Here is a 15955-nt window from a genome sequence, read left to right on the forward strand (position 1 = left end):
TGATTCAAACGTCGGCCAGCACGCGCAGGTGCGCTTCCACACTGCGGCCCAAGGCGCTGAGGCTGTAGCCCCCCTCCAGGCAACTGACGATGCGCCCTTTGGCAAAACGCAACGCCACATCCTTGATGCGCTGGGTGATCCAGGCGTAATCCTGCTCAACCAGGCCCATCTGGCCCATGTCGTCTTCGCGGTGGGCATCAAACCCTGCGCTGATGAAAATCAGCTCGGGCTTGTGCGCTTCCAGTCGCGGCATCCACATCATGTCGATCAGCTCACGGATGTCCATGCCCTTGGTGTAGGCTGGAACCGGCAAATTGACCAAATTGGCGGCATTCGATTGCGAACCGCCTTCCGGATAAAACGGGTGCTGAAAAAAGCTGACCATCAAAATCCGATCGTCCCCGGCCACGATGTCCTCGGTGCCATTGCCGTGGTGCACATCAAAATCCACAATCGCCACACGTTGGAGGCCATGGCGCTCCAGCGCATATTTGGCAGCGATGGCCACATTGTTGAAAAAGCAAAACCCCATGGCCTTGTCGCGGCAAGCGTGGTGCCCCGGTGGCCGCACGGCACAAAAGGCGTTCTCCAGCTCACCGGCCAGCACCGCATCGGTGGCATCAATGGCCGCACCGGCAGACAGCAAAGCCGCATCCCAAGTGTGCGCGTTGATCATGGTGTCCGGGTCCAGCGAGGTGTGGGTGGGCCCACCTGCAGCCATGTCTTCCCGCAGCACATCGCCCAAACCGCGCAAAGCCGCCACATGCATGCGCCCGTGCGCCAATTCGATGTCGGCCAAAGCGGCAGGGGTGGGCTCTCGGCGCTGCAAAGCCATGTCCAGACCCGTGATCAGCAGGCGGTCCTCAATGGCCCCCAGCCGCTCGGGGCACTCGGGATGCCCTGCGCCCATTTCGTGTTTCCAGCATGTGGGATGTGTGAAATACCCTGTTGCACCCATAAAGACTGTCTTCCTCTTGCTCCAGCGCTTGTTAGAGCTGTTGATTTTTTTGAATTACCGCACATTTATTATTTTCAGCTTATCACGCCAGCCCCACTTTCCGAGCTGCCTGCGCCTCTGGCGATTAAACTGACTTGGCATGAATTTTCCATCTCACTCCTTACGCGGTCTGGCCACAGGCCACCTGATCACCCTCTGCGCGAGCCTGATCGGCCTTTGCTTGTGCCTGACATCGCCAAATGCGGCCCATGCGCAAGCCCCGCACACCAAGCACGCGGCACAACACCACAAAAAGTCCAAGAAGAAGTTGCCCCACTCCGCCCAGGCATCCGGCAAGCCTTCTGACAGAAAGATGGCAGCGGTGTCTGGCACCCCGTTGACCGACAACCCCGAAGTGCTGGTGTGGACACAGGATGCGGCAACTCGCTTGCAACTTGACCCGAACTGGGTGCAAAAAACCATGAACCAAGCCCAACGCTTGGCCGTGGTGGAAAAACTGGTATTGCCCCCTGCCAGCCCGGTGGCCAAGGACTGGGGCGCTTACCGTGCGCGCTTCATCGAACCTGTCCGCATTCAGGCGGGGCTGCGCTTTTGGTTAAAGCACAAACCAGCACTGGAGCGAGCCGAACGCGAATACGGCGTGCCTGCATCGATCGTGGTCGGCATCATTGGCGTTGAGACGCTGTATGGCCAAAACACCGGCAACTTCCGCGTGGTGGATGCCTTGGGCACTTTGGCCTTCCATTTTCCACAAGCCCACCCCAGAGCCGCAGAGCGCCAAGCCTTTTTCCGCAGTGAGCTGGAGCATTTTTTGCAACTGACTTCACGCAGCGGCGCAGACCCCTTGTCTGTTCGCGGCAGCTACGCAGGGGCTTTGGGCCTGCCACAGTTCATGCCCTCCAGCTGGGCCAAATTCGCGGTGGATTTTGATGGCGATGGCCGCATTGACTTGTTCGGCAGCCCCCAAGACGCCATCGGCTCGGTGGCCAACTACTTCAAGGCCTTTCAGTGGCGCACCGGCATGCCCACGCATTACCCCGTGACTTTGACGTCCGGCCAAACCGACATGGACAGCCTGATGGCCCCGGACATCCTGCCAACCTTCAGCGTGGGCAGCTTTGTGGGCAAAGGGGCAGCCCTCGAAGGCTCAGCGCTCACGCACCCCGGCCCGCTGGCACTGATAGAACTGCGCAACGGCAGCAACCCACCCAGCTACGTGGCGGGCACCGAGAACTTTTACGCCATCACGCGATACAACTGGAGTAGCTACTATGCGATGGCGGTGATTGAATTGGCGGAGGCTGTGGCGCGGGAAATGCAGAGCAGACCCTGAGACATCAGCAATGCCCACGCCAACACTTGATCGACGCTCACTCCGTTTCAATCAGTCCAGTAAATGTCCTGTCTTGACAAAGATGGTGCACCCCTCTTTGCTGAAGGGCTGGTGCAAGCTCATGTGAGGACTTCTGATCCATGAGCCGGCCGGATAGCGCCCGTGCTCATCTTCAAACACCCCATCGACCACAAAGATCTCTTCGCCGCCAAAGTGTCTGTGCGGATTGAAATAGGTTTCAGGTGCCCACCTCACCAAGGTCGATCCACTGCCCTGCTGCATGAGCGGCATGACGTTCAGGCCGGGCACCATACCTTGGTACCAAGGCGCTGTTGCCGTGTTCAACACCTCTCGCTGCACTTGATCCGCACCCAGGTGCCGCAGCTTGACGAAAAGCATGCAGCCGGTTTGGCTGTGAGGCGCGTGAGAAGAGCCTAGCGGGTTCATCATGTACGTGCCAGCGGGGTAGTCGCCAGTCTCGTCACTGAACACGCCAGCCAACACCAATATCTCCTCCCCCAACTCATGGGTATGGGTTGGAAACTTGGCTCCGGCTTGATAACGAACGATGGAAGTGGCTTTTGCAACCTCGTCACCCTTGCGCTCAAGCATTCGCCTCTCAACCCCAGTTTCAGGGCTGGGGATCCAAGGCAAATCATGGTGGTTAACCACGACCCGCTTGCTGTAGTCAGCGTTGATGTCCATTCATGGCATTTCAAAAAATCCAAACACTTCAAATCGGCCGGGTTCAGTGGAGGCAGGTGGGTGCAAATTAAGACCTCGTCGCACTTTTGCAATCAAGGTCTCTGTCTGGCTGTTCAAGCCCCGTGCGCTTTCATGGCCTTGCCCACTTCCAGCGTGCCCTGCTCCGAGCCCGAACGCGGCACGGTTTCGCCTTGACGGTCAGTGACCTGCTCCAGCGCTGCGGCCAGGCGCTCTGGGGTGTCGGGGCCGGTGCCCAAATACACGCCTTGGGTCAGGGTGATGTGCGCCACTTCAAAGCTGCCCGCGCCGGCGCAGATGATGGTGCGGTTGGGCGCGTCTTCGCTGGCCATCACCAGCATGGCGGGCACCACGGCGCTGGGGTCGAGGGCTTTGAGCACCGCTTCGGGCATCAGGCCTTCGGTCATGCGTGTGGCAGCCGTGGGGGCCAGGCAGTTGACGCGGATGTGGTGTTTTTCGCCTTCGATCGACAAGGTTTGCATCAGCCCAGCCAGCGCCATCTTGGCAGCGCCGTAGTTGGCCTGACCAAAGTTGCCGTACAAACCGCTGGATGAGGTGGTCATGACGATGCGACCGTAGTTCTGCGCCTGCATGATCGGCCAGACGGCCTGGGTGCAATGGAATGCACCCATGACATGGACATCCATCACCAGTTTGAAGTCGGCCAGTGCCATCTTGCCAAAGCTCTTGTCGCGCAATATACCGGCGTTGTTGACCAGAATATCGACCCGCCCCCAGGCGTCGACCGCCTGCTGGACCATGGCTTTGACGGCTTCAACATCGGTCACTGATGCGCCGTTGGCCATGGCTTCTCCGCCTGCCGCCAGGATTTCATTGACCACGGCTTGCGCCGCTGACACCGAACCACCCTCGCCATGCACATCGCCACCCAAGTCGTTGACCAGCACTTTGGCGCCCCGTGCGGCTAGGGCCAAAGCGTGCTGCTTGCCCAAACCGCCTCCTGCGCCAGTGACGATCGCGACGCGGCCTTTGAAATCGATGCTCATGGGTTTTCCTTGATTGAATGCTTGTGAATGGGTGACAGGGCGTTTCGGCACCATCTGCTAATCTGGCTGCCAATTGAAGCCTTGCCCTACTTTAAAACAGCCAGCGCCTTGGCTGTGTTGCACGATTGACACCTTGCCATGGAACTGAACACCGAAATCATCACCACACCGCCCCTGGACTCCGCTTCGGTGGTTTTGCTGCGCGACAGTGCGGAGGGTATGCAAGTGCTGCTGCTCAGACGCCACCAGGCGTCGAATGTGCTGGGCGGGGCTTATGTGTTTCCGGGCGGCAAGCTCGACCCGGAAGACCAACACCCGGCCCTGTTGTCCCAGCTCAGCCAGGATGCCGCCACCTTGCACCAACGCTTGGCCGAGCCCGAGCTGAGCCCAGACCGTGCAGCGGGTCTGTTTGTGGCCGCCATTCGCGAAGCGTTTGAGGAATGCCGCATTTTGCTGGGCCAAACCGGCGGCGGCACGCCCGACCTGCAAGCCTTGCAAAATGCCTTGGCCAGCGGGCAAAGCTTTTCGCAGGCTTTTCAAAGCCTGTCACTTCAGTTACACACCGATGCGCTGGTGCCCTGGACCCGGTGGATCACACCCCGACAGGCGTCTGTGACCCACAAACGCTTTGACACCCGTTTTTTCATCACCCGGGTGCCCGAGGGCCAAACCGCCGAACACGACAACTTTGAGGCCACCGAAACCCTGTGGACCACGCCGCGCGAAGCCTTGATCCGCTATTGGGACCATGAAATTGAACTCGCGCCGCCCCAAATCATGGGCCTGGTTCAGCTGGCACGGCATCCGGACACCCAAAGCGCGTTGACCGAAGCCCAGAGCCGCCAACCACCCGTGGTGCAACCTGAACCGTTTGACCAGGACGGCGTTCGCACCATTTGCTACCCCGGTGACCCCAAGCATTCGGTACCGCTGGCGGTATTTCCAGGCCCCACACGTTTGTTGTTTAAAAACAAGCGTTTTGAGCCCGAGCTCGGTTTAGCCGCTTTGCTTGATTAAAATTGAACGAATTACAATTTGTAACTTTTGAACGCATTGATACGCCACTTGACTGTATGAGCCAACCATCTGAGCCAATTTACCTGTCTGTTGAACGGGCCATGGAATTCATTGGCGATGCCAGCGGGGTTCTGTCGCTGTTGAAAACCTTGCACCAGACACTGGGGGAGGACCTCCCGCGCATCAAGGCCCTGCTGGACAAAGACGACATGCACGGTGCCAACCGCTTGTTGCACCAGCTCAAAGGATTTACCCCCGTGTTCTGTGTGGACAGCTTGGTGGAGCTGGTCGTGTCGGTCGAGCACCTGAGCAAGCACGGAGAGTCTTCAGAAGTCACTGCCGCCTACAACCAGCTGGCACCCCAACTGGAGCAGCTTCGCAACGAAGTGGCCACTCACCTGGCCGAGCACCCCGAGGTCTGAGCCAACCGCTAAGGGTGCGCGGCCCAACCACGCGGTACTTCAGAAAAAATCGACCCGCCCAATCAAGGGCGACCTGCCTTGACAGGTGTTTTTATGCCGCTGGCAGCGCTTGCGCATCCAGCCATTGCGCGATCTGGGCGGGGTCGTGCATCAAACGCAGCTGGTCAAACGCTTCTTGTGCTTCGGGATAGACCCGGCGCAAATAATTGAGCCACTGTTTAAGCCGTCCCGCACGGTGCCTCGGAGCCACGCGCAGGCTGATGCCCTGCCAGAACAAGCGCATCAACACCACAATGTGCGACCAGGTCACGCCCTCGCCGGTCAAGCGGCTATCGAACAAGGCATCGTGTTGCGTGATGGCCAAAGCCAGGCCAGGGTCGGCCACCATGCCGCGCCCAATCATCAGCCGCTCACACCCGGTCACTTCGCGGCAACGTAAAGCATCTGCCAAAGTCCAGATTTCGCCATTGGCCACCATGGGCAAGCGCACATGCTGGCGCAAATCGGCAATGCGGTCCCAATACGCCGGAGGGCGGTAACCATGGGCCTTGGTGCGTGCGTGCACCACCAGGTCGCTGGCCCCTGCGGCCTCAATGGCGAGCGCGCAGTCTTCGGCGCGGCTGTCGTCGTTGAAGCCCAGGCGCATCTTGGCCGAGACCGGAATGTGCGCAGGCACTGCCCGGCGCACTGCCGCCACGATTTGCCCCACCAACTCGGGTTCGTCCAGCAAAACAGCGCCGCCACGGTGCTGGTTCACCGTCTTGGCAGGGCAGCCAAAGTTCAAATCGATACCCGCGGGCTGGAGCTCGGCCAGCGCCGCAGCGTTGGCCGCCAAATAATCGGGGTCAGACCCCAACAATTGCACCCTCACAGGCACACCGGCCACCGTGCGGCTGTTGTTCAACAGCTCGGGGGCCACCCGAATGAAAGCGCGCCGCGGCAACACCGTGTTGGTGACGCGGATGAATTCGGACACGCACAAGTCAACGCCCCCAACACGCGTGAGCATGTCGCGCAAGGTGTGGTCCAGCAGCCCCTCCATGGGGGCCAGCAAGACACGCGCCCCCAAATGGCCCATGGTCATGCGGTCAATGCGTCAGGCCAATTTGCGCTTGAGGCGCACTTCTTCGACCTTGACCCCGCCCAAAGGCACGGTGCGGGCGGTGTTCATTTCGCGCTTGAAGCCCGCCAGATCATGGAAACGCAGGGTTTTTTCGTGCAACAAGGGCAGCCAGACCGTGACGTCGGTGCAACCTTCTTCTTCCAGGCCTTCGCGGGCCGCATCCCACAAAGCCAAGCCAATGCCTTGGCCCAAGCGGTCTGGCGCTGCATAGATGGCCCAGATTTCGCCCGTGGTGTTTTTGGACTTGGGATCGCGCGAACGGTCAAAACCAACAAAACCGACCACATCCTTGCCATCCGTGGCCACGATGACTTGGGGTTCGCCGTATTCAATGGCCTCTTTCCAGAAAGAGACCCGTTTGGGCATGGGGGTGGCATCCCAATGGGCATCGGGCACTTGCCCGGCATAAGCGGCACGGCAAGCGCTGGCGTGCAAAGCCGCCACAGCGGTGGCGTCTTGTTGGGTGGCAAATCGGACTTGGATATCGGACATGGCTTGAATGGGAATGAGAAAACAACAGAGCAATGGGCGGTCATGCCCAAAGTCAAACCCTGTATTGTCGCTGCTTCGGTTATCTTCAAGGGATGTGGAAGCTACTGAAACCCTTGAAACTGCCCAAAGTCTGGATGGCACTGTCAATCCTGGCCTGCTGCGCTGCTGCGACAGCCCAAAACCCGACGGCCCCAACGGCCTCACCGGCCGCCTCATCCACGCCCCGCGTCCGTTTTGAAGACAACATGGCCGAGCGCACCAAGGCGTGCACCGCCTGCCATGGAGACCAGGGCCGCGCCGGGCCAGATGGTTATTACCCGCGCCTGGCAGGCAAACCGGCAGGCTATCTGCACAACCAGCTGCGCAACTTTGCCCAAGGCCGACGCCATTACGAGCTGATGACGCGCCTGATCGACCCGCTCTCAGACGCGTATCTGGGCGAAATGGCGCGGTATTTTTCTACTTTGGAATTGCCTTACCCGAAACCCAGCGCCAGCAACACGATTTCGGCGGAACGCCTGGCCAAAGGCCAGCAACTGGTGACACAAGGCGATGCATCGCGCGGACTGCCTGCCTGCACCCAATGCCACGGCGTGCGCTTGACGGGCGTGCAACACCATGTGCCCGGCTTGCTGGGGCTGCCGCTGGATTACCTGAATGCCCAGCTGGGCGCATGGCAAACGGGCCAGCGCAAGGCCCATGCCCCCGACTGCATGGCCGAAGTGGTCAAGCGCATTCCGTCTGAAGACCTGATTGCCGTGTCCAGCTGGCTGGCACGCCAGGCTTTGCCTGCCGACACACACCCCGCACCTCGCCCACCGGCCGGTCCGCCATTGCCTGCGGCCCTGCGCTGCGGCAGCGCACCCGAACTGTCCAGCACCGCAGGGGGTCAGCCATGAAAGCATCACGCATCGGCTGGGGTCTGGCCTGTGGCGTTCTGGCATTGACCGCCTATGTCGCTTGGGACAACTGGGGCGACACCTGGCTGGCACCCGCCAAGCCCGCCACAAGTCCAGCTGCCAACACCACCGCCGGACCTTTGGAGAAAAGCGCTCAAATTGAACGCGGCCAGTACCTGGCCCGCGCGGGCAACTGCGTGGCTTGCCACAGCGCACGCGGGGCTGAGCCCATGTCTGGTGGGCGGCGCATCGAGACACCTTTTGGCGCTGTTTTCAGCAGCAACCTGACGCCAGATGCGGCCACCGGCATCGGCACCTGGAGCCCCCAGGACTTTTGGCAAGCGCTGCACCACGGTCGCTCCAAAGATGGCCGACTGCTGACACCGGCTTTCCCCTACAACCACACCAGCGTCATCACCCGTGAGGACAGTGACGACCTGCTGGCCTGGCTGCAAAGTCTGCCTGCGGTGCACCAGCCTGTTCAACCCCACACCCTCATGTGGCCCGTGGGCACACAAGCGGCGCTGGCCGTTTGGCGCAGCCTGTTTTTCAGCCCTGCACCGTTCAAGGCGGACCCGGCGCAATCGGCCGAGTGGAACCGGGGCGCTTACTTGGTGAAAGGCCTGGGCCACTGCGCCGCATGCCACAGCCCGCGCAATGCTTTGGGGGCCAGTGGCGCTGTCGACGATTTGTCGGGCGGTCTGATGCCCGTGGTCAACTGGTATGCCCCGGACCTGACCCGAGAAAGCGAAACGGGCTTGGCCAGCACACCGTTGGCCGACATCGTGCAATTGCTGCGCACCGGCCAGAGCCGCCAGGCCCAAACCAGCGGCCCCATGGCCGAAGTGGTGCAGCACGGCACCCAACACATGACCGAAGCAGACTTGCAAGCCATGGCGGTGTATCTGCAGTCCCGCGCGTCAAAAGCCGCCACGGCTGCCACAGCGACCGTGCGCGCCAAAGTCAGCTTGGTGGTGGCCGAAAAAGGCCTGCAAATCTACGATCGGCATTGCGTGCAATGCCATGGTGAGCAAGGCCAGGGCATCACCACGGCAACCGGGGATGCGGCCTATCCGGCGCTGGCGGGCAACCGCGCCGTGCTGCTGAGCGACCCCACCAACCTGGTGCAAACGGTTTTGTACGGCGGCTATGGCCCGGCCACGGCGCTGCACCCCCGCCCCTTTGGCATGCCGCCAGCGGTGTTGGAACTCGACGACCGCGACATCGCCGCTGTGCTGACCCACTTGCGCACCCAATGGGGCAACCAGGCCAATGAAGTCACACCTTTGCAGGTCAACCGCATCCGGGCAGCGCAAGGCCATTGAAATTTTTAACACATGAAACACCACCTTTACATCCTGACAGGCGCCTCTCGCGGCATGGGCTTGGCCATTGCGCAGCAATTGCTCGGCGCCGGCAACAGCCTGTTGTGCATCTCGCGCCACGCCAACGATGCGCTGGCCAATGCGGCCCAAAGCAGCCAAGCGCCACTGGTGCAGTGGACCCATGACCTGAGCGATGGCCAAGGTGCCAGCCAGCGCCTGCGCGACTGGCTTAAGAGCCAAAACATGGCCTCTTACGCCAGCGCCACGCTCATCAACAACGCCGGGGCCATTCCCCGCATTGGGCCGCTCAGCCAAGCCGATGCCCAGGATTTGGCCCAAGCCTTGCGGGTGGGGCTGGAAGCGCCCATGCAACTGTGCGCGGCTTTTCTGGGAGCAACCGAAAGCTGGGCCCTGCCCCGCCGGGTGCTCAACATTTCATCGGGTCTGGGCCGCTACCCCATGGCCTCGCAAGCCGGATATTGCGCCGCCAAGGCGGGCATGGACCACTTCACGCGCTGCATGACGCTCGACGAAGCCCTCAAGCCCAACGGGGCCAAAGTCTGCTCGCTGGCCCCCGGCGTCATCGACACCGACATGCAGGTGCAGCTGCGCGGCGCGGCGGGCGAGGCGTTTCCGGACCAAGCCAAGTTCTTGCAGCTGAAGGCGCAGGGCCAGCTCAGCTCCCCCGCGCAAGCGGCCGAGCAGGTGCTGCGATTTTTGGCGCGGCCTGACTTTGGCCGTGAGCCGGTCGCCGACGTGCGGGGCTGAAAAGCCCTGGCGACGCCCGCAGGCACGCTTGTCAGGCCGCTGTAGCCATTGCGTCTGACACTGTTTGCGTTGTACCCCTTGCCATTTCATCCATTTTTTCAATTCGGAGACTTTCCATGAGCCGTGAAGTTGTTGTTGTCAGCGGTGTGCGCACCGCCATTGGTACCTATGGCGGCAGCCTGAAGGACATCGCCCCCACCGAGCTGGCCGCCCAAGTTGTGCGCGAAGCCCTGTCCCGCGCCGGAACCGACGGCAAGGACGTCGGCCATGTGGTGTTCGGCCATGTGGTCAACACCGAACCCAAAGACATGTATTTGTCGCGCGTGGCGGCCATCAATGGCGGCTGCGCCGAAGGCACGCCCGCTTTCAACGTGAACCGCCTGTGCGGCTCGGGCCTGCAGGCCATCGTCAGCGCCAGCCAGTCCATCCTGCTGGGTGACTGCGACATCGCCATTGGCGGCGGCGCTGAAAACATGAGCCGTGGCCCCTACGCATCCCTGAGCGCCCGCTGGGGTGCCCGCATGGGTGACACCAAAATGGTCGACATGGTGGTCGGCGCGCTGCACGACCCCTTCCACACCATCCACATGGGCGTGACGGCCGAAAACGTGGCCGCCAAATACGGCATCACCCGCGAAATGCAAGACGCGCTGGCCGTGGAAAGCCACAACCGCGCGGAACGTGCCACCGCCGCCGGTTACTTCAAAGACCAGATCATGCCGGTCATGCTCAAGAGCAAAAAAGGCGATGTGGCTTATGCCACCGACGAGCACTTCCGCCCCGGTTGCAAGCTCGAAGACATGGCCAAGCTCAAGCCCGTCTTCGTGAAAGAAAACGGCACCGTGACCGCTGGCAACGCCTCGGGCATCAACGACGCCGCCGCCGCTGTGGTGCTGATGGAAGCCGGTGCTGCCAAAGCCCGTGGCGCCAAGCCGCTGGCCCGCCTGGTGGGTTATGCCCACACCGGTCTGGACCCCAAGATCATGGGCGTGGGCCCGATCTCGGCCACACACGCCGTGCTCAAGAAGACAGGTCTCTCGGTGAACGACCTGGACGTGATCGAAGCCAACGAAGCCTTTGCTGCCCAGGCCTGCGCCGTGACCCGCGAACTGGGTCTGGACCCCGCCAAAGTCAACCCCAACGGCTCGGGCATCTCGCTGGGCCACCCCATCGGCGCGACGGGCGCTTTGATCACGGTGAAAGCGCTGTACGAGCTGCAACGTGTGAACGGCCGCTATGCGCTGGTGACCATGTGCATCGGCGGCGGTCAGGGCATCGCGGCGATTTTTGAGCGCATGTGACGCACCGGGTCAGGCCTCAACGGCCTGGTCTGATCAGGCCATAAGCGCCTGAGCAAGCAAGAAAAATGGGCATCGGTTGATGCCCATTTTTTTGCTTCATTGCTTTTCGACCGTCTCAAGGTTTCACTGCCGCCGTGACCACCACCTCGATCAAATAGGCCGGGTTGGCCAGCGGCGCTTGCACCGTGGCGCGTGGTGGCGCGCTGCCTGCCACCACCCAGGCATCCCACACCTCGTTCATGGCAGCGATGTCGGTGATGTCTTTGAGGTAAATCTGGGTGCGCAGGATGCGGGTTTTGTCGCTGCCCGCCTCCAGCAGGCGGTGCTCGATCTGGCGCAGCACATCGGCCGTCTGGCTGCGGATGTCGGTAGCTTCGCACTCGGGCACCATGCCAGCCAGATACACCACGCCGTTGAAGATGGCCGCTTCGCTGTAGCGGGCTGCCACATGCAAACGTTGAATGTCTTGGCTCATTCTTTTTTCTTTCCCAATTTGGACTCGGTCCCAGCCAACAGGCGGTTGATGTTTTCACGGTGACGCCAGACCAGCAGCAAGGCCATGATGGCCAGGCACAAGACCTCCGCCCCGTTCGCATCCCAAGCCACGCCGTTGCCGAAGAGATAAAACACGGGCGCAAACACAGCGGCCACCATGGACGCCAGCGACACGTAGCGGCTGAAATACACCACGATGCCAAATGTGAGCACGGTTGCCACAGCCAAGGCACCGTTGACGCCCACCAGCACGCCCACGGCCGTGGCCACACCCTTGCCGCCCACAAAACCAAAAAACACCGGGTACAGATGCCCTAAAAAGGCCGCCAACCCCGCCAGCGCGGCCACACTGGCACCCAAACCGTGTTCAGGCCCCCAGGCCAGCACCAGCGCCACCGGCAACCAGCCCTTCACGGCATCCAGCAACAAGGTCAGGATGGCCGCCTTTTTGCTGCCCGAGCGCAACACATTCGTCGCACCGGGGTTTTTGCTGCCGTAGCTGCGCGGGTCGTTCAACCCCATCAGGCGGCTGACGATCACTGCAAAACTGAGCGAGCCCATCAAATAACTGGCCAACACCACGGCCACCGGAATCAACAAATCCATCGAAAGCTCCCTTGTTCTTGTATGGGCGTCATTCTGCCAGCGCGCAATTCACCACCTTCGCGTCCAGCAGCTGCACGCAGACCTGCGGGTCGATGCCCACCAGATAACCGCGCCGCCCACCGTTGATGCAGATGCGCGGCAAGCCGAGGATGGTTTCCTCGATGTAGACCGGCATTTGCCTGCGCGTGGCAAACGGCGAGGTGCCGCCCACCAGATAGCCGCTGTGCCGGTTGGCCACCTCGGGCGCGCACGATTCAATGGCTTTGAGGCCGACTTGCCGCGCCAGGTTTTTGGTGGACACCTTGCGGTTGCCGTGCATCAGCACCACCAGCGGCTTGGCGTCCTGGTCTTGCATGATCAGGGTCTTGACCACGGCAAACGGGTCCATGCCCAACACCTGCGCGCTGTGCTGCGCGCCGCCGTGCTCCAGGTATTCGTAGGGATGCTCGGTGAAGCTCACCCCGTGCTGGCGCAGCAGCGCCGTGGCCGGGGTTTCGCTGACTTTGTCTTTCTTGGCCATGGGCCGAAATCACAAAGCTGGGTCGCGCATTTCCCAGCGGATCGCATCAATCGCCTTGAGCACTTCGGGCGACAACTCGGTCGACCAGGCCGCCAAGTCTTCGTTCAATTGGGCCACCGAGGTCACGCCAATGATGGTGCTGGCCACGCTCCAGCGGTGGTAGCAAAACGCCAGCGCCATCTGGGTGGGCGTCATGCCGTTGTCGCGTGCCAGCTGGTTGTAGCGGCGCGCCGCCACCAAGGCTTCTGGGCGGCCCCAACGCTGTTTGCGCATCGAGTCGTAGCGGGCAATTCGGCCACCATCAGGCACCAGCGGACCGGTCAGGTCAGTGTGGTCGTATTTCCCTGTCAACAAGCCAAAGCCCAGCGGTGAATAAGCCAGCATCGACACGTTCAGGCGGTGGCAAGTTTCGTCCAGCGCATTGTCGTAAGTGCGGTTCACCAGGCAGTACGGGTTTTGGATCGTGGCCACGCGCGGCAAACCATGCTGCTCGGCCAAGCGCACAAACTCGTGCACGCCATAGGGCGTTTCGTTCGAGAGGCCCACATAACGCACCTTGCCCGCCTTGACCAACTTGGACAGGGCTTCGAGTTGCTCGTGGATCGAGGTCTGCGGCTTGTCTTTGCTCGGGTCGAAATAGGTCATGCCAAACACCGGCACATGGCGCTCGGGCCAGTGGATTTGGTACAGATCAATCACATCGGTTTGCAGACGGTGCAAGCTGGCATCACACGAGTTCAGGATGTCCTGACCGGTCATGCCGGAGCCTTCACGAATCCAGGGCATGCCGCGCGAGGGACCTGCAACCTTGGTGGCCAGCACCAGTTTCTGGCGGGCACCGGGGTTTTTGGCAAACCAGTTGCCGATGTAGGTTTCGGTGAAACCACAGGTGGCTGCGGTGGCGGGCACGGCATACATCTCGGCGGTGTCGATGAAGTTGACCCCGGCTTCGAGCGAGCGGTCTAGGATGGCGTGCGAGTCGGCCTCGTTGACCTGCTCGCCAAAAGTCATGGTACCCAGACAAATGGGCGTCACTTGCAAGTCGGACTGGCCGAGTTGAACGAGTTTCATGGTGTTTCCTGTGTTGTTCTGAATCGGTGGTGGCAGAGTCAACAAAAATGGCCTGCACGGAGCGATGGCGACACAGCGCTCATGGACGCGCTGTGTCGGGCGCTTATTTTGTCACGCCGAGGCACCGGTGCCCGCCGCCCTCGCCTCTTCTTGCTGCCGCAGCACGCGGCGCTGCACTTTGCCGGTGGTGGTCATGGGCAGCTGGTCAATGAATTCGATCTCTTTGGGGTATTCATAAGGGGCCAGCAAGCCGCGCACATGGGCTTGCAGCTCCCGGCGCACTTCCTCGTCAAAAGCGCTTTGCCCTGGGCCTGTGGGCCTGCGGCTTTGCCAGTCGGGCGACAGCACCACATAGGCTTTGACCAGCGCGCCGCGATCCTGGTCGGGTTTGGGCACCACGGCGGCATTGGCCACGGCGGGGTGTTTGACCAAGCAGTTTTCGATCTCACCAGGGCCAATGCGGTAGCCCGCCGCCTTGAACATGTCGTCGGTGCGGCCCTGGTACCAAAGGTAGCCGTCCTCATCGCAGACTGCCATGTCGCCCGTGCGGCACCAGTCGCCGGTGTATTTGGCTTGGGTGGCTTTGTCGTTGTTCCAGTAGCCCAAAAAGAACACCGGGTCGGGGTGGCCATGCACGTCAAACCGGTTGACCGCCACCTCGCCGGGCGTGCCTGCGGGGCACAAGCGCCCGGCGTCATCGATGACCGCCACTTGGTGCCCCGGATAGCCTTTGCCCATGCTGCCGGGCTTGGCGGGCCACAGGCGGGCGCAGTTGCCCACCACGTAGTTGATCTCGGTCTGGCCAAACATCTCGTTCACCGTCACGCCCAGTTGCTGCTGCACATAGGCAAACACCGCGTCACCCACCGCCTCGCCTGCGCTCATCATGGCTTGCAGCTTCAGGCGGTAGCGGCCCCGCACCTCGGGCACGGCCTTCATCATGGCTTTGAGCGCGGTGGGGAACAAAAAGGTGTGCGTCACGCCGTGGCTTTGCAAAATTTCAAACGCCGCCTCGGGCGAAAAACGCCCGTTGAAAGCCACGATGGGCCGACCGAAGTACAGGCTGGGCAGCAAGGCGTCCATCAGCCCACCGGTCCAGGACCAGTCGGCGGGTGACCAGAACACCGCTTTGGAGGGCCGCTCGGCTTTGAAGGGGTCAAAGCCAAACCAGTTCTGGCTGCACACAAAGCCCGTGAGGTTACCGATCAGGGCCCGGTGGGGGATCAAAGCGCCCTTGGGGTTGCCCGTGGTGCCGCTGGTGTAGATCAGCACCGCCGGGTCTTCGGCCAGGGTGGACACGGGTTTGAACGTGGGCGCGCTGGCGGCCATGGCCTGATTCAGGTCCAGGTCGGCCAGGGCTGCCGCCTCGCCCACCCCCAGCAGCACTTGCAAGCCGGGGCAATCGGCACGGGCCTGCAGCAGGGCCTGCACGGTGGATTCGTCGCACACCGCCACGCGGGCCTGGCTGTCGTTGATGCGAAACGACAGCGCCTCAGGCCCAAACAGCATGGACAGCGGCATGGCCACCGCGCCCATTTGCAGCACCGCCATGTAGGCCACAGCGGTTTCGTAGCGCTGGGGCATGACGATGGCCACGCGGTCGCCGCGCTGCACACCGTGCGCGCTGAGCACCCGGCTCAGGCGGTTGGCGTCTTGCTGCAACTGCCCGAAGGTCCAGCTGCGCCCCAGGCCCTGCCCGGCCACATGCTCGCGGATGGCCTGGCGCTTGGCGGTGGCTGCTTGCGCCGCCCATTGACCGCAACAGGCCTGCGCCATGTTGAAGCGCTTGGGCACTTTCCAGCCAAAGCCCTGGTGGATGGCCTGGTAACGGTCCGGGGTGGCAGGGGCTTGGCGGTCCTGGTTGCGACTGACGCTCATCGGTTGTCTCCTTATGA

Annotated in this window: 17 protein-coding genes; 7 read left to right on the forward strand and 10 right to left on the reverse strand. The window is 61.8% G+C overall.

Annotated features, from left to right (window positions below):
* Positions 1-4 precede the first annotated feature (4 nt).
* The gene (locus B9Z33_RS13100; RefSeq protein WP_108287463.1) at positions 5-958 is read right to left on the reverse strand and encodes a histone deacetylase family protein; all 954 of its coding nucleotides are present in this window, start codon (positions 956-958) and stop codon (positions 5-7) included.
* A gap of 139 nt (positions 959-1097) precedes the next feature.
* On the opposite strand from B9Z33_RS13100, the gene mltB reads away from it, so the two are divergent.
* The gene (gene mltB, locus B9Z33_RS13105) at positions 1098-2291 is read left to right on the forward strand and encodes a lytic murein transglycosylase B (RefSeq protein WP_233252832.1); all 1194 of its coding nucleotides are present in this window, start codon (positions 1098-1100) and stop codon (positions 2289-2291) included.
* 51 nt (positions 2292-2342) lie between these two features.
* Here mltB and B9Z33_RS13110 read toward each other — a convergent pair whose 3' ends face one another.
* Together B9Z33_RS13110 and B9Z33_RS13115 are read right to left on the reverse strand one after the other, a co-directional pair.
* Entirely contained in the window at positions 2343-2996 is a 654-nt protein-coding gene (locus tag B9Z33_RS13110; RefSeq protein ID WP_108287464.1) for a cupin domain-containing protein, read from the reverse strand.
* Positions 2997-3109: 113 nt separating this feature from the next.
* Complete coding sequence (locus tag B9Z33_RS13115; RefSeq protein ID WP_108287465.1) at positions 3110-4021, reverse strand: SDR family NAD(P)-dependent oxidoreductase; 912 nt, start codon at positions 4019-4021, stop codon at positions 3110-3112.
* Positions 4022-4159: 138 nt separating this feature from the next.
* Here B9Z33_RS13115 and B9Z33_RS13120 point away from each other — a divergent pair, with 138 nt between their 5' ends.
* Both B9Z33_RS13120 and B9Z33_RS13125 read left to right on the forward strand, forming a co-directional pair.
* Positions 4160-5038 carry an NUDIX hydrolase gene (locus B9Z33_RS13120; protein WP_108287466.1) on the forward strand — a complete coding sequence of 293 codons (879 nt, stop codon included), beginning with the start codon at positions 4160-4162 and terminating at the stop codon, positions 5036-5038.
* 56 nt (positions 5039-5094) lie between these two features.
* On the forward strand, positions 5095-5460 hold the full coding sequence (locus B9Z33_RS13125; RefSeq protein ID WP_233252833.1) for an Hpt domain-containing protein: 366 nt from the start codon (positions 5095-5097) through the stop codon (positions 5458-5460).
* 91 nt (positions 5461-5551) lie between these two features.
* On the opposite strand, the gene B9Z33_RS13130 is transcribed toward B9Z33_RS13125, so the two are convergent.
* Together B9Z33_RS13130 and B9Z33_RS13135 are read right to left on the reverse strand one after the other, a co-directional pair.
* On the reverse strand, positions 5552-6544 hold the full coding sequence (locus B9Z33_RS13130) for a tRNA-dihydrouridine synthase (protein ID WP_108287467.1): 993 nt from the start codon (positions 6542-6544) through the stop codon (positions 5552-5554).
* Positions 6545-6556: 12 nt separating this feature from the next.
* Positions 6557-7075: a GNAT family N-acetyltransferase gene (locus tag B9Z33_RS13135; RefSeq protein WP_108287468.1), complete on the reverse strand. Its 519-nt coding sequence runs from the start codon at positions 7073-7075 to the stop codon at positions 6557-6559.
* 245 nt (positions 7076-7320) lie between these two features.
* Here B9Z33_RS13135 and B9Z33_RS13140 point away from each other — a divergent pair, with 245 nt between their 5' ends.
* The 4 genes from B9Z33_RS13140 (at position 7321) to bktB (ending at position 11368) form a co-directional block, all read left to right on the forward strand.
* On the forward strand, positions 7321-7974 hold the full coding sequence (locus tag B9Z33_RS13140) for a c-type cytochrome (RefSeq protein WP_108287469.1): 654 nt from the start codon (positions 7321-7323) through the stop codon (positions 7972-7974).
* The gene (locus B9Z33_RS13145) at positions 7971-9299 is read left to right on the forward strand and encodes a cytochrome c (protein ID WP_108287470.1); all 1329 of its coding nucleotides are present in this window, start codon (positions 7971-7973) and stop codon (positions 9297-9299) included. Before B9Z33_RS13140 ends, B9Z33_RS13145 begins: the two co-directional genes overlap by 4 nt.
* Positions 9300-9311: 12 nt before the next feature.
* Positions 9312-10067: an SDR family NAD(P)-dependent oxidoreductase gene (locus B9Z33_RS13150; protein ID WP_108287471.1), complete on the forward strand. Its 756-nt coding sequence runs from the start codon at positions 9312-9314 to the stop codon at positions 10065-10067.
* A 116-nt stretch (positions 10068-10183) separates the two neighbouring features.
* Positions 10184-11368, forward strand: coding sequence for a beta-ketothiolase BktB (gene bktB, locus B9Z33_RS13155; RefSeq protein ID WP_108287472.1), 1185 nt, complete (start codon positions 10184-10186; stop codon positions 11366-11368).
* Between the two features lie 115 nt (positions 11369-11483).
* Here the strand turns inward: bktB and B9Z33_RS13160 are convergent, their stop codons facing one another.
* The 5 genes from B9Z33_RS13160 to B9Z33_RS13180 form a co-directional block, all read right to left on the reverse strand.
* Entirely contained in the window at positions 11484-11843 is a 360-nt protein-coding gene (locus B9Z33_RS13160) for a RidA family protein (RefSeq protein WP_108287473.1), read from the reverse strand.
* Positions 11840-12469: a glycerol-3-phosphate 1-O-acyltransferase PlsY gene (gene plsY / locus B9Z33_RS13165; protein ID WP_108287474.1), complete on the reverse strand. Its 630-nt coding sequence runs from the start codon at positions 12467-12469 to the stop codon at positions 11840-11842. Before plsY ends, B9Z33_RS13160 begins: the two co-directional genes overlap by 4 nt.
* 28 nt (positions 12470-12497) lie before the next feature.
* Positions 12498-12989, reverse strand: coding sequence for an aminoacyl-tRNA deacylase (locus B9Z33_RS13170; RefSeq protein ID WP_108287475.1), 492 nt, complete (start codon positions 12987-12989; stop codon positions 12498-12500).
* Positions 12990-12998: 9 nt separating this feature from the next.
* A complete protein-coding gene (locus B9Z33_RS13175; protein WP_108287476.1) occupies positions 12999-14060 on the reverse strand; it encodes an aldo/keto reductase in 1062 nt (353 codons plus the stop codon).
* A gap of 111 nt (positions 14061-14171) precedes the next feature.
* On the reverse strand, positions 14172-15938 hold the full coding sequence (locus B9Z33_RS13180) for an acyl-CoA synthetase (protein ID WP_108287477.1): 1767 nt from the start codon (positions 15936-15938) through the stop codon (positions 14172-14174).
* Positions 15939-15955 lie beyond the last annotated feature (17 nt).

This window comes from Limnohabitans sp. T6-20, assembly GCF_003063505.1.
Classification (GTDB): Bacteria; Pseudomonadota; Gammaproteobacteria; order Burkholderiales; family Burkholderiaceae_C; genus Limnohabitans_A.